Here is a 13,395-nt window from a genome sequence, read left to right on the forward strand (position 1 = left end):
TCTTCCAGCTGTTATTTTTGTTGGTCGAACTCTTGGAGCAATGCCGCTGAGCGACATGTGTGTTTAACGTTATCCAGTCGACAGGGGGGGGCGCACCCACCTTTTGGGTGGGCGGAGAAGGAATAGGTCAGTTTCCGGCGAGCAGTTGCGAGTCACCGGAAAGGAAATCACGGTGATGGTGGTAGAAGCGCTCTCCGATCAGTTGATAACCCTCAGCGCTAGGGTGCAGGCCGTCAACCAGCAGCTCAGCATCCGCAGGACCGAAGAGCGCTAGGCCATCTTGATAACTGATATTGTTGTCACCCTTCGAGATGTGAGCGTCCACTGCGGCCTTGAGCCCCTCGCGGATCTGCTCCAGGGATAACCCGCCGTTTTCCCCTACCTGTTCACGGGCGGGCGAACAAATAGGCGAGACGATCACAATGGGCAGCGAGGGATAGGAGTCACGTAGAATGGAGATCACTCCGTGGGCGGAATCATTCAACGTTCGCTGGTTGAGGGCACCACCATCCCAAATGTTGATACCAAGCTCTAGGACGACCGCGTCTATGGACTGCTGGGCAATGATTTGAGCCGCCAATGCACTGAGGAGGCAGGACCCAGCCCACCCCATGTTGGTGATTCTGATGTCCGCCAGCTGCCCAGCCACTGCGGGCCATGCACCAGAGCCACCATTGGCCTCCATCCCATGGGTAATCGAACTGCCATGGAATAGTACATGGCGTCGATCGTCAGCCCATGGTTCCCAAGCCGCCTCTGAATCCACCTCCAGCGAATTTATGACCTGCAACGAGGATTGCGGAAACCAAATTTCAACGTCCTTTACCGCGTCTCCCAGGCCATCGATAGTGAGGATTGCGTGTGGATCACCCTCGGGAATTGCTCCTGGGGTGAGGAACGAGCCACCATGGGCAGCTACTTGGCGGACGATTGTACCATCGACATACACCTCGAAATTCCGTGCCCACTGCTCTGGCCCAGTGAGGAAAAGCTGAGTTTGCGACGTCACCAGCTTAAGGGTCGTGCTGTTTGTCTTCAGCCTCAATCTTACGCCGGATGTCATGGAGGCGGTGAGACTGTTGAGTGGATCCAGCATGAAGCCCATGGACGGGTCGAACCGGACGGGCTGGACACCTGTGGGCTGATCAACGACACCAAGGTGACCGTGCAGGAGCGTTGAGAGAGCTGACAAAGGAATGGTTTTCATAGGGGGCTCGTTGGCAGAGAAACGATGGAGAGACCCGAGTCTATGAATTGCCAAAGGAGCCCTGTAGTGTAAAAAAAGCCACTATCTATGCGAATAACGACAATATGCCAAACGCAGCGATTCTGCTCTACGACGGTTGCTATGCCTCCAGCGCGGGAGGTGTGGCGGATATTTTGCAAGTGGCCAACGCACATCTCGCGCAAAATGTTGCTGCTCACTTGCGGTACTCATGGGATTTCATTTCGATGGATGGAGGTGCGGTGGCGGCGAGCAATGGCCTTGCCTTCTCTACCCGAAAGCCTCTCGCTGATGAACAGTTTGACTTCGTCTACATCCCCGCCAGCCATTACCGTGGCTATAAGCATTTCGTCGATCTGCTGGCGTCGCTCGGAGCTACCTACGATTGGCTAACGAAGCAATGGAGTAACGGCGCACAGTTAGCGGCTACCTGCACCGGCACATTCTTGCTAGCAAAGACGGGCCTTCTAGACGGTCGTACCGCGACTACCACTTGGTGGTTGGAGGAGCAATTCCGCTCATGGTTTCCCAATGTCGATCTGCAGATGAAATCCATATTGACTGAAGTCGACGGATTGTTTTGCGCCGGCGCGCTTTCTTCGTACCATCTTCAGTCAATCAAGCTCATAGAACGCTACTCTGGCGCATCACTGGCGTCGCTATGTGCCAAAAGCATGCTGATTGATGTGAGTCAAACCCTTCAAACCCCTTACCTGCCGTTGCTTGCAAACAGGGCGCATACGGACACCGTCGTACTGCGTGCTCAAGCGTTCATGCAGGAGAATTTTGCGGGTCGAATCCGCTTGGCTGACCTTGCCGACCGCCTTGCAGTGAGCGAGCGTACGCTGATCAGACGGTTCAACAATGTGCTAGGGCAATCTCCAGTCTCATACCTCCAGAACCTCAGAATTGAGGCCGCCAGGTCATTGCTCGAGACGGGAGAAATGCAGATAGAAAGCGTTGCTGAAGCGGTAGGGTATCAAGACAACAGCTCGTTCGTTCGACTTTTTCGAGAAAGGTTGGGGCTCACCCCTGGCGCATACCGGAAGAAATTTCGCCTTGCCATGAGTAGTTAACCGCGATGTCGTTTTCTGCATAGATTGCGTCATTTTAGCCACTGGGTGGTCTCCAGTGAGCCGCCGTATTCTCAGGCTTTTCCTGATAGGCGAAAGACGATGAATGTACTGATAGTTCACGCGCACCCTGAGCCGCAATCATTCACTTCCAGTCTCTATGCGGATGCAGTTGAGTACTTCTCGCAATTAGGGCACAAAGTTGAGACTTCAGACCTGTATGCGATGAATTTCAACCCTGTTGCCAGTAGCGATGATTTCAAGCAGCGCACAAATCCCGACTATTTGGTTTATGCCCTAGAACAGAGAAACGCCGCCAAGTACCAGCAGTTTAGCTCAGACATTGCTAATGAAGTAGATAAGGTCCTTCGTTGCGATCTTCTTATCCTTACGTTTCCTATTTACTGGTTTTCCATGCCAGCGATTTTAAAAGGATGGATAGATAGAGTTTTCATCTCTGGGACGTTCTATGGAGGAAGGCGAGTTTTTGGGGACGGCGGTATGGTCGGGAAAAAAGCGTTGGTTTGCGCAACGCTTGGTGGCAGGGAAGGCATGTTCGGGCAGCGTGGAATTCATGGAGACCTTCAGACCCTGCTGCGGCCCCTACTGAAAGGTTCTCTCGGATATGTAGGGTTCGATGTACTGGCCCCTTTTGTTGGCTTCCATATCCCCTATCTCAGCACAGATGAAAGAAAGCTGATTCAACTCAAATGGCGTGAAGCTCTGGCAACCCTGTCTGAGCGAAAGCAATTATTGATGCCAAATCTTAGCGACTACGACGAAAATTTCAGCCTCCGGTAGTTATTCGTGTCATTGTTTGTCGATCCAAATCATAAAAACTATAGGAGCCACCCATGAAGTCTGCCTACAGTTTTTTTTCACATTTTAGTGTCAAGACCAAATTAGCCATTGGATTTGCTTCAGTCATTTCCGTAGGACTTACCTGTATGGCTTCTGGTTTTTTTGGCGCATACACGCTTTCCGGTCTGATCACACAAGCCGGGTTGGTATCTGAGTTCAAGTTCAAGCTTGAAGCGCTCCGCAGTGCGGAGCAGCAATATTTATTAGCCAGAGACGCGAACTCTCTTGGTGATCGAAATACAAAAGAGTCAGCCGCCGAAGCGCAGCTGTACCTCATCCAGGAAAAGCTGAGTACCGATTATGACCAGCAGGTTGCGGTACTTAATCAGGCTTGGGCCAAGCATGACGCAGCTTTCCAAGCTTTATTTTCATCGCCGAACAGCGGTGAGTCGGCATCTGAACAAAATAATCGAGATAATTTCGCTGGTCTAGACTCGGCCTTGGGCTCGCTTCAAAAACTGATGCAGGATAGCATCTCGAACAGGATTTTATTGGTATACGTCCTGCTTACCGCCACTGCAGGTTTAGCGATGCTCGTCAGCGTTGTTGCAGTATGGTTGCTATCTCAGCAACTGGTGTCTGGACTCAAGCATCTACTCGCCCAAGCTCGCCAGATCGAAGCAGGAGACTTGCGCGAGGTGCGTCTAAATTCAAGAGGAGATGAGATCGGTCAGCTTCAACGTGCCACTCAGGCGATGTCCGACGGCCTTCGAGAGTTGGTTGCCCAGATTAGCCAGGGAGCAGAACAGCTCGCTGTCGCTTCGCAACATCTGGCTCACGAAAGCGCCGAGGGGCGGGCAGAGCTCGAAGCTCAGACGTCAGAAGTGGAGCACGTCTCGGTTGCCATGAATCAACTGGTGGTAACGGTACAGCAGATCGGAAGAAGCACCGAGGAAGCAGCAAAGACTGCGTTCGCGGCTGATCAGAAGGCACGAGACGGCAATCAGGTAGTCGGGGTTGTGTTAAATCAAATTGAGCTGCTTTCCCAGGATATGGATGAATTGGGAGAGGCTATGAAACATCTGCAGGATGGTAGCGAGCGTATCGGCCAAGTCGTCAACGTAATCAAGGATGTTGCTGATCAGACTAATCTATTGGCGCTCAATGCTGCGATTGAAGCCGCTCGAGCAGGTGAGCAAGGTAGAGGCTTCGCAGTTGTCGCAGATGAGGTTCGCGCCTTGGCGCAACGTACACAGCATTCGACCAGCGAGATTGCGGAGCTTGTCTTGGCAATTCAAAAAGGTGGTGAGAGAACCGCCCGGGTCATGAATCGGAGCCATCAGCGAACCTTGGACGCGGTTCAACAAGCTGAAAGCGCACGTGCGGCACTCAATGAGATCAACGTTTCTGTTGCTACCATTCAGGCCATGAACCAGCAGATCGCCTCTGCTGTTGAAGAGCAAAGCGCAGTCGCTGATGTCGTGAGCGGAAATGTGTCCAAGGTTAGGAATATGGCAGACCGCTCAAGCACTAAAGCTTCACGAGTCCTGGACGCTGTACGGGAGCTGGCCAAGCTAGGGGAGGGGCTCAAAGGTGCCGTCCATCGCTTCCGTCTTTGACTGTCACCTTGATCGAGCCCCACTTCGTCGTTTTCGGTGCGCACGCCTTCGACGACTTCCTTGAACACCGCCGGCGAGCGGTCGCCTTCACCGGCTGCCGGGTTGCGGCCATGGATATGAACCACGGCTGCACCGGCCCTAGCCGCCTCCAGGCACAAGCGGGCGATCTGTTAAGGACTGACTGAATAGTCCGGACACTTAGGGTGCAGCGGGCCATCAGGGTTACTGCACAAGGTCCGTCCTACCCCAAATATGCCGTTCTAGAGCGGCCGGGCGTCGGGATTTGGATGCCGGTGGTCGGGGGTGGAATCACACTTCGAATCACTACGCTGCATTCGAACTCAATTTTCTATCTTGTTGATTGTTATAACTTTATTTTTATCGAGCTGGCTAAAACGCGTGAGTTCGAATCCCGAGTGCTCCGCCATACTCACAAAATTGAATTGGCTCTTCCTGGTAGGGCAGTTGTTGCGGTCGTGGCAGGAAGGAAGTGCAAGTAGGATCTGTACTTTCCCGACAACTATTCTGCTGTTGTATGTTTGGAATTTTTTCGAAGCCGATCGAGGTAGTCCGCCCAATGCTGCGCCGCTTCTCGTCGCTGCGGCAGCAACTGCGCGCGCGCATACACGGCACCCAGTGCGCCTGGCATGCGGTGCGATAACGACAACTCCAGTACAATCGGATCGATACCTAAATGCTCGTGAGCGATAGTGCGGTAGGTGGCGCGGAAACCGTGCGCAGTGATGCGGTATTCCGGCCAGATCCGCTGGTAGGCCTTGGCCAGGGATGTGGCGTCAACTGGATAGCCTGGGTAGACCGGCGATACAAAGACCCAGCCATTGCCCGCTTCATCCACCACCCGCCGTTCATGTAGTTCACGCAACAGCACAAGGGCTTGCTCCGGCAGTGGCACGATGTGTTTGCTCTTATCTAGATGGCGTGTTTTCCCTACTACATAGCGCCAGTCGGCGCTGACCAGATCGATGTCTTCCCAACGCATTTTCACCAGCTCGCCGGGGCGAACGGGCAGCATGACCAGCAAGCGCATCGCAATGCTCACGCTGCTCGGGCTGAGCTCATCTAGACGAAGCAGAAGGTGACCCAAATCGGCTGGTCGTTCGATCGCTGGATTACTGGTCACCACATGGCGCACCTTGAGCTCTTCGGTGTTGCTCAGGGCCACGTTACGCTCCACCCAGCCACGCCCCTCAGCGAAACCGAGCACGGCACGGATGATGGTACGCACGCGCTTGGCCATGGCCAGTGTGCGTGCTCGGCGCAGGGTAGCGATGATCTCGATGATGTGGTCCAGTTTGATCTCGCTGACGGGAATGTTGCCGATGGTGGGCAGGATGTGATTGTTCAAAGCGCCGCGAAAGCCCGCGAGGGATTTGCTCACGAGGTCGTGCGACTTGAAGGCCAGCCACTGTTCGGCGACGTAACTGAATGTGCGCTCCTCATTAAGTAGCTGATCGGCGATTTTCTTGCGTTTGGCCTTCAGCGGGGCGACGTGATGAGCTACGTTCTGGCGCGCGGCTCGGGCCAAGTCGCGCGCGTCTTTCAAGCCAATGTCGGGATAACGGCCGATCGCGTACACGTTTTCCTTGCCGTTCAGGCGATACCTCATCCGCCAGTATTTTGCGGCAGGCTTGTTCGACTTCTGCGAGGCCTGAACATGCAGGTAAAGACCGGGTACCTCGCCGTCGGCGTACTTGCCGGGTTCAGCAATGGCACGCAAGAAGGCATCGCTGAGTTTACGCCGCAATGCAGGCGTGGGGAGGGAAGTCGTCATGTGCGGGTACTTTTTTTCGAAACAGGAAAAGTACCCAAAAATATACCCGCAGGAGCGTTGGAAACGAGTGGAATACGACGGACGGCCTTGGACGTAAAATAAGATTAAGACACTGATTTTATTGGTATTTTTGGATCTTGATGGAATTCAGTCACAAGCTATCGGGATCCCCAAAAAACATCTGTATCCGCGACCGCAACCACCGCTCCGCCGGGTCGTTGTCCTGCGCCCCGCGCCAGGCCATGTGCAGTTCGAAACTGCGCACGGGTATCGGCAAGTCTTCGGCCCGCAGCCCGCCCGCAGCAGTCAGCACATCGGCGGTGTAGTCCGGCACAGTGGCCACGATATCCGTCCCCGCCAGCAAGCTCCCCAGCCCGTTGAACTGCGGCACCGCCAGCACCACGTGGCGCTTGCGGCCGAGTTCTTCCAGGGCTTCGTCGATGAAGCCGGACAGGTCGCCGGCAAACGACACCAGCGCATGCGGCCGCGCGCAGAAGTCGTCCAGGGTGATACCGCCGGGCACGCTGTCGGCGCGCAGTAGCTTCGGCATGCTGCGGCGCAGCACCTTGCGCTTGGCGTTGGCCGGCAGGTCGCTGGTGTAGCTGACCCCCACCGAAATTTCCCCCGAGGCCAGCAGGGTTGGCATCAGCAGGTAGTTGACCCGCCGCACCACCAGCACAATGCCCGGTGCTTCGGCGCGGATACGCTTGAGCAACTGGGGCAGCAGGGCGAACTCGGCGTCGTCCGACAGGCCGATGCGGAACACCGCATTGCTGGTGGCGGGGTCGAACTCGGCGGCGCGGCTGACCGCAGTGGAAATCGAATCCAGTGCTGGCGACAGCAGGGCGAAGATCTCGTGGGCCCGTGCGGACGGCTCCATGCTGCGGCCGGTGCGCACGAACAGCGGGTCGTCGAACAGGTTGCGCAGGCGCGACAGGGCCGCGCTGATGGCCGGCTGGCCGAGGAACAGTTTTTCCGCGGCGCGGGTCACACTGCGCTCATGCATCAGCGTTTCAAACACGATCAGCAGGTTGAGGTCTACACGACGCAGGTCGTTTCGATTCATCGGTGCGCTTCGCCTAAAGTGGGGCAGGGGTGAATCTTACGGCCAAAGGCTGTTACCCTGCACGGGTTTAGGGGGACCAATTGCAGGGAAAGTCAGGTGCCCAATCGATGACAAGCATGTCGACTATTAATGACCACTGATGGTCTAACCGTCAAAGCCCGGATAAAGTCAGTGGTAATTAGAGGTTCACAAAGGCGAGGTATGCGATGTCCCGCATGATCCGTTTCCACAAGTTCGGCGCTGCCGATGTGCTCCGTTGCGAGGAGCAGGCCGAACCGTCACCCGCTGCCGACGAGGTACAGATCCGCGTCGAGGCGATTGGCGTCAGTTGGTATGACGTGCTTTGGCGCCAGAACCTGGCGCCGTCCCAGGCACGCCTGCCGGCGGGCATCGGCCACGAAATGGCCGGGGTGGTGACTGCGGTCGGTGAAGGGGTCGAGGACATTGCGGTGGGCGACCGGGTCGCCAGCTTCCCGGCCACCAGTGCCAATGACCACCCGGTGTACGGTGATGTCATCGTGCTCCCGCGCACCGCCATTACCCGCTACCCGGATGTGCTCACCCCGATCGAGGCCAGCGTGCACTACACGCCCTTGCTGATCGCCTATTTTGCCTATGTTGACCTGGCACGTGCCAAGGCCGGGCAGACGGCGCTGGTGACCGATGCCAGCCATTGTGCCGGCCCCGCCTTCGTGCAATTGGGCAAGGCCCTGGGGCTGAAAGTGTTCGCAGCTACCAAAGAGGCTGAGCAGCGTGACTACCTGCTGGGCCTGGGTGCCGACAAGGTGATTGTCACCGAGGAGCAGGACCTGTTACTGCAGGTAGGCAAGTACACCGATGGCCGCGGCGTGGACATGGTCCTCGACGGCATGGGCGGGCCGCAGATGTCGCTGCTGGGCGATGTGCTGGCGCCGCGTGGCAGCCTGGTGCTGTATGGCCTGCAGGGCGGTAACCAGACGCCTTTCCCGGCCTGTGCAGCCTTCCAGAAGAATATCCAGTTCTACGTGCATTGCATCGGTAACTTCACCGGCAAACCGGAACTCGGCATCAGCCAGGACCAGGTGGCGTTGCAGCGTGCCTTGCGCGACATCAACCAGTTCACCGCTGACCAGCTGCTGACACCGCAGATCATCAAGGTGTACCCGTTCGAGCAGGTGGTGGAGGCACATCGTTACATGGACCAATGCCCGTGCGGTGGGCGAGTGGTGCTGGATATGGCGCAACACTGACCGCGGTTCGCAATGCTGATAAGCCCGGGCAGAGTCCCGGGTTTTTTGTGGGCGAGCAGAATTATTTCAGCCCTAATAAAAAGACCATTCCTACATTGAAGTCAGACGTGGACTACATATAAGGCAATGGCCTGTGATTGCGTGGAAATATTCCGCCAACTATTCAGCCTTGAACGCTTCCTGCTAGAGGTTCAGTGTGTCTCTGCAATCTTGCTGAATGGTTTTTTTACCTCGATCTGTATCTTCTATTCGCTCTGCATCCCCCGATAATAGCCCCATGATAGTTTGCGCAAGGAGCGTGGGATGAGCATGGCTATGCCTGAGGATCGGCTATGTGTGGTAGCGACGGGCCGTCGCGGCATTGATGTTTTTTCGATGGTCTGGCGACAGTGATGCGTTACGTCATTACTTCAATTTGGTTGTAGGGAATTTCTTCGGGGTAAGCACAGGACGTATTGAAACTTGAACACAAGATTCAGCACGCGTTGGCTGCATGAAGTTGATGAGGTGATTTCGTGACGGCTATTCACGATCAGGCAATGCACTATATCTACCAGCAAGTGCTCGAGCGCTTGTTGAGCCAGATGTCGCAGGCGCAGCGGGCATCCTTGCAATTGCTGATACAGCGATTGCTGGTGGCGGCAGGTGGGCTCGAGTGCATCGGTACGTTCCGCGTGCTGGTGCTGCAGGGCGGCGATTGCCGCAGTGTCCGGCTGCTGGCCATGCTGCGTGCGGCGCAACTGAGCATCGCCCTGCGTGCGCCGGTAACCTTTCAGTTGCGGGTGCTGGTGGTCAGCCTGCCGGTGGCCGCCAGCGATACGCTCGAAGGCCACGAGCGGAGTTTCAGTGCCCTGTTCATGCAGGATGACCCGCGGGTTCAGTTGCAGATGATCGAAGGGCGCGACGTGGTGCCCTTCAGCCGTAGGCCTTCGGCTGCGCCCGAACGTGGGCTGCTGGCGAGGAACGCCATGCTGATGTTTGGTCACATGGTCGATGCCAGGCCCGAAGCCCTGCTGGGTAGCCGCCTGCATCTGGAGCTGGCGGATGCCGTGTGTTGTGCACTGCAGGCACCGACACCGGCCGACGTCTTGATCACCGCCATTCCCGTGCGCCAGCGGCGCCGATACCTGGCCTGGGCCCGGCGTAGCCTGCGCCTGGCAGGGGAGCGCGGCCCGCATGTGTTGCATCAGTGCCTGGCGACGCTGGCCCACGGGTTGAGCCGGTTGCAGGCTGTTATCGAAGTCTCTCCGGGCAGCCTGGCGAAGCCGACACAGTGCGCTGTCACGGAGGAGGGTCCGTTGCGGGTGATTGCCATGGATGACCTGCTGCCGCAGCTGCTTGAAGGGCAGCAACTTGACGCGATGCTGGGTGGTGGGCTCGAAACGACCGAGGATGCCTGGCCTTTGTCGGCATTCGTCGACCCGTATGCGCCGGCACAATTGCGCGAGCTGCGTGCACGCAGCCTTGAGCTGCCGGCTGCTCGCCCGGCGTTGCGGCTGGCAGACCATTCGGCCGACAGTAAGCCTCGCGATGTACAAACGCTACCGCTGGGTAAAGCCTACGGTATCAACCAGACCCAACTGGTGTGCCTGCTGTTCAGCCCGTTCGCCCGGCAGGGGAAGAAGCTGGAGCGTTTTCTCCAGTGTCGGCATGCCGACATGCTGGTAGCGCTGCCGTACCTGCACCGAGCCTTGCAAGGCAAACCCTGCCCCGATGCGGTGAGGGACTGGCTGGTGAATACCAGTGGCCTGCCGCTGGGGCAGTTGCGGGCGATCTATGAAGGGCGCACGCCGCTGACTGCCTGGCGCTTGCAGAGCCACCTGGCCCGCCGCGACGTGCTCCTCAGGCTGCTGCCAAGGCCGTCGTCGGGGCGCCGCCGTGGCCCAGCGGCGTTGCCTTGATGGGGCAAGCGGTTCCTGGCGAGTTCGCCTATCGCAAGGTGTATCGCTACCTGGAAGCGTTGATCGAGCAGGCCTCAGGCGGTGGCCCCTGCAAGTTGCCGTCGCTGCGTGCAATGTCCCGGCGGCTGCGGGTTTCATTGGCTACTGTGCAGAGTGCCTACAACCTGCTGGAGGAAGAGGGCCGCGTCCAGTGTCTGCCAAGGTCCGGCTATTACACTCAGGTCGCTGCCAAGGCAGCGCCCATGCACCCGCAGTCACCTTTGCCAGTGCAACCATTGCTGGAGCGTATTCTGCTAGGCCACGAGCGGCGCTTGGCCCGTCAGCGCGCCAGCGGTGTTGCACCGAGGGCAACACTCGGCGACACCCGTCTGCGCAATGCCGTGGCTGAGTCTTATACCCGTTCCTCCAGCCTGTACTGGCGTGCCGAGGACGTTCAACTGGCCCCTGATGTGCAAGCGTTGCTGGATACAGTGCTCGTGGGGCTTGCCTTGCAGGGCGGAACGGTACTGGTGCAGTCGCCCTGTTGCTGGCAGGTGCTGCACGCTTTGGCACGTGCCGGCATGCGGGTGCTGGAAGTACCTGCAGATAGCCGCGGCAACCCGAACCTGCGGGCCTTGGCCCGGTTGCTGGGCGCCGAGCCGGTGTGCATGCTGGTCATGCCGTCTTGCCTGGGCATGCCGCAAGGGCGGCTGGTGTCGCCGCACTACCAGCAGCAGCTTGGTCAGTTACTGGGCCAGCACCCTGTATGGTTGCTGGAAAACGACCTGGACAGTGAACATTGTTACAGCGGGCCGCCACGCACGCGCTTGCGCGACTGGGTCGACCCTCGCTCGCTGTTGGTATTGGGGGCATTCGAGACCGCAGTGGGGGCCGAGGCACCTTACGCCTATGTGCTAAGCCATGACGCGGCATTGGCCAAGGCATTTGCCGAACGGGCCTTTCGGCTTGCGCCGCTGCGCCTGCAAGCGCTTGCCCTGATGTTGGGTAAAAGGCAAATCGAGATACACCTGGTAGAGCTGCGTACCGAGCTGGAAAGGCGCACGCAATATCTGGTACGCGCGCTGGCGTTGCAGTTCGGTCAGCAGGTGGCGATGCAGACGCCCCAGGGGGGGCGCATGCTGTGGGTGAGTTTTCGCCAACCGTTGCGGTGGGATTGCATCGTTGCGGCGCTGGCAGGTTCCGCCTTGCATGCACTGCCGGGCAGGCAGTTCAGCCTGCAGGGGCGTTACCAGCAGTGCATGGCACTGGTCTGGCTGGGCGACCAGCCAGATGACCTGCAACAGGCGGTGGAGCGCTTGGCGCAGGCACTGGAGCCGCGCTGCGGGCGACCTGCCAGCGTTTCACGCTGACTATGCCTGCTCTTGCCCCTGGCGCAAGCGGGTGCTGAGCACCGCTGCCAGCACCAGCAATGCGGCAATGATCCACAAGCCGTTGCGGGTGCTGCCGGTGGCCTGCTCGATCAGGCCCATCACCGACGGCCCGACGAAGCCACCCAGCAGGCCGCAGGTGGTGACAAACGCAAGGCCCGCCGCCAGGGCGTTGCCACTCAGCCGGCTGGACGGGAAGACAAACAGGATCGACTGCACCACGAACAGCATCAGGGCGGTCAGTGAAAACCCGATCAGGCCAATGAACGTGTTGGCCAGCGACGCCAGCAGCAACCCGGTCGCCATGGTCAGCAAGCCGCAGAACAGCAGGGTGCGGCAACGGCGTGGCGAGGTGGCCAGGCGCGGGAAGGTGGCAGCACCGATGGCAGCCGCAATCCACGGCACGGCAGTCAGCATGCCTATCTGGAAGGGTGATAGCGCAGCGTAAGTGCCGATGATACCCGGCAGGAAGAAAATCAACGTGTAGATGGTGATCTGGTGCACGAAGTACACCGCGATTGCCAGCCAGATCTGCCGGTCGCGGAACATCTGCCCCAGTTTGTTCTGCTGTGGCGCGGCAGCCCGTTCGGCGGCCAGGCGGCGTTCGATGTCCTGGGCGTCGGCGGCCGACAGCCAAGGCGCCGAAGCCGGGCCATCGGGCAGTTTCTTCCACACTACATAAGCCAAGGCCACGGCAGGCAAGCCTTCGAGCACGAACAGCCACTGCCAGCCATGCCAGCCCAGTACGCCGTCCATTTCCAGCAGCGCACCGCCCAGCGGGCCGCTGAGGATGTTGGCCAGGCACACGCCCAGCAGGAAGTAACCCGTGGCGCGGGCGCGCTGTTCGCGGTCGAACCAGTAGGTGAGGTACAGCATCACCCCGGGGAACAGGCCCGCTTCGGCCACCCCCAGCAGCAGGCGCATGATGTAGAACGACGTTTCTCCCTGGACGAAGGCCATGCCCGCCGAGAGCAGGCCCCAGGTGATCATGATGCGGGTGATCCAGAAGCGCGCGCCCACCCGGTGCATGATCAGGTTGCTGGGCACTTCGGCCAGCGCATAGGTCAGGAAGAACAGGCCGGCACCCAGGCCATAGGCCGCTGCCGACAGGCCCAGGTCAATGCCCATGCTGGCTTTCGCCAGGGCGATGTTGGTGCGGTCAAGAAAGCTCATCACGTAGACGACGATGAGCAGTGGCATCAATTTGCGCAGTAGCAGGCCGTTCAGGCGCTGCTCGGTGGTGGCGGCAGGGGCCGAAGCCGCTGCGCTGGTGAGGGTTGTCATTGTTTTTTTCCCCGTGAAAAGTGCTGGTGGTGTGCCCC

10 protein-coding genes are annotated in these 13,395 nt (G+C 58.5%); 6 read left to right on the forward strand and 4 right to left on the reverse strand.

The genetic code is table 11. From position 1 onward, the window contains the following. Window positions 1-127 precede the first annotated feature (127 nt). Window positions 128-1,207, reverse strand: a complete 1,080-nt coding sequence (locus E8E78_RS17935; RefSeq protein ID WP_179027711.1) for an SGNH/GDSL hydrolase family protein — start codon at window positions 1,205-1,207, stop codon at window positions 128-130. A 47-nt stretch (window positions 1,208-1,254) separates the two neighbouring features. Between E8E78_RS17935 and E8E78_RS17940 the strand changes: the two genes are divergently transcribed. The 3 genes from E8E78_RS17940 to E8E78_RS17950 all read left to right on the forward strand — a co-directional run bounded on the left by E8E78_RS17940 (window position 1,255) and on the right by E8E78_RS17950 (window position 4,718). Then, entirely contained in the window at window positions 1,255-2,301 is a 1,047-nt protein-coding gene (locus E8E78_RS17940) for a helix-turn-helix domain-containing protein (protein ID WP_233454277.1), read from the forward strand. A gap of 99 nt (window positions 2,302-2,400) precedes the next feature. Further along, entirely contained in the window at window positions 2,401-3,099 is a 699-nt protein-coding gene (locus E8E78_RS17945; protein WP_179027710.1) for an NAD(P)H-dependent oxidoreductase, read from the forward strand. 53 nt (window positions 3,100-3,152) lie between these two features. Continuing rightward, complete coding sequence (locus tag E8E78_RS17950) at window positions 3,153-4,718, forward strand: methyl-accepting chemotaxis protein (RefSeq protein ID WP_218647993.1); 1,566 nt, start codon at window positions 3,153-3,155, stop codon at window positions 4,716-4,718. 520 nt (window positions 4,719-5,238) lie between these two features. Here the strand turns inward: E8E78_RS17950 and E8E78_RS17955 are convergent. Then, on the reverse strand, window positions 5,239-6,510 hold the full coding sequence (locus E8E78_RS17955; RefSeq protein WP_179027709.1) for an integrase arm-type DNA-binding domain-containing protein: 1,272 nt from the start codon (window positions 6,508-6,510) through the stop codon (window positions 5,239-5,241). Between the two features lie 151 nt (window positions 6,511-6,661). Continuing rightward, entirely contained in the window at window positions 6,662-7,576 is a 915-nt protein-coding gene (locus E8E78_RS17960; RefSeq protein ID WP_016500054.1) for a LysR family transcriptional regulator, read from the reverse strand. A 206-nt stretch (window positions 7,577-7,782) separates the two neighbouring features. On the opposite strand from E8E78_RS17960, the gene E8E78_RS17965 reads away from it, so the two are divergent. The 3 genes from E8E78_RS17965 to E8E78_RS17975 all read left to right on the forward strand — a co-directional run bounded on the left by E8E78_RS17965 (window position 7,783) and on the right by E8E78_RS17975 (window position 12,055). Continuing rightward, complete coding sequence (locus E8E78_RS17965) at window positions 7,783-8,805, forward strand: zinc-dependent alcohol dehydrogenase family protein (RefSeq protein WP_059395590.1); 1,023 nt, start codon at window positions 7,783-7,785, stop codon at window positions 8,803-8,805. Window positions 8,806-9,320: 515 nt separating this feature from the next. Continuing rightward, a complete protein-coding gene (locus tag E8E78_RS17970; RefSeq protein WP_059395589.1) occupies window positions 9,321-10,706 on the forward strand; it encodes a hypothetical protein in 1,386 nt (461 codons plus the stop codon). Continuing rightward, window positions 10,706-12,055, forward strand: a complete 1,350-nt coding sequence (locus E8E78_RS17975) for an aminotransferase class I/II-fold pyridoxal phosphate-dependent enzyme (protein ID WP_059395588.1) — start codon at window positions 10,706-10,708, stop codon at window positions 12,053-12,055. The genes E8E78_RS17970 and E8E78_RS17975 overlap by 1 nt, the downstream gene beginning before the upstream one ends. On the opposite strand, the gene E8E78_RS17980 is transcribed toward E8E78_RS17975, so the two are convergent. After that, window positions 12,056-13,357: an MFS transporter gene (locus E8E78_RS17980; protein ID WP_059395587.1), complete on the reverse strand. Its 1,302-nt coding sequence runs from the start codon at window positions 13,355-13,357 to the stop codon at window positions 12,056-12,058. It lies immediately after the preceding gene. Window positions 13,358-13,395 lie beyond the last annotated feature (38 nt).

Origin of the sequence: Pseudomonas sp. BN505, assembly GCF_029873175.1 — a bacterium.
Taxonomy (GTDB): domain Bacteria; phylum Pseudomonadota; class Gammaproteobacteria; order Pseudomonadales; family Pseudomonadaceae; genus Aquipseudomonas; species Aquipseudomonas putida.

What these genes read in the sequence shown, in the direction of transcription:
- E8E78_RS17935 (WP_179027711.1), bottom strand. Translation starts at nt 1,207, where the DNA reads ATGAAAACCATTCCTTTGTCAGCTCTCTCAACGCTCCTGCACGGTCAC.
- E8E78_RS17945 (WP_179027710.1), top strand. Translation starts at nt 2,401, where the DNA reads ATGAATGTACTGATAGTTCACGCGCACCCTGAGCCGCAATCATTCACT.
- E8E78_RS17950 (WP_218647993.1), top strand. Translation starts at nt 3,153, where the DNA reads ATGAAGTCTGCCTACAGTTTTTTTTCACATTTTAGTGTCAAGACCAAA.
- E8E78_RS17955 (WP_179027709.1), bottom strand. Translation starts at nt 6,510, where the DNA reads ATGACGACTTCCCTCCCCACGCCTGCATTGCGGCGTAAACTCAGCGAT.
- E8E78_RS17960 (WP_016500054.1), bottom strand. Translation starts at nt 7,576, where the DNA reads ATGAATCGAAACGACCTGCGTCGTGTAGACCTCAACCTGCTGATCGTG.
- E8E78_RS17965 (WP_059395590.1), top strand. Translation starts at nt 7,783, where the DNA reads ATGTCCCGCATGATCCGTTTCCACAAGTTCGGCGCTGCCGATGTGCTC.
- E8E78_RS17975 (WP_059395588.1), top strand. Translation starts at nt 10,706, where the DNA reads ATGGGGCAAGCGGTTCCTGGCGAGTTCGCCTATCGCAAGGTGTATCGC.
- E8E78_RS17980 (WP_059395587.1), bottom strand. Translation starts at nt 13,357, where the DNA reads ATGACAACCCTCACCAGCGCAGCGGCTTCGGCCCCTGCCGCCACCACC.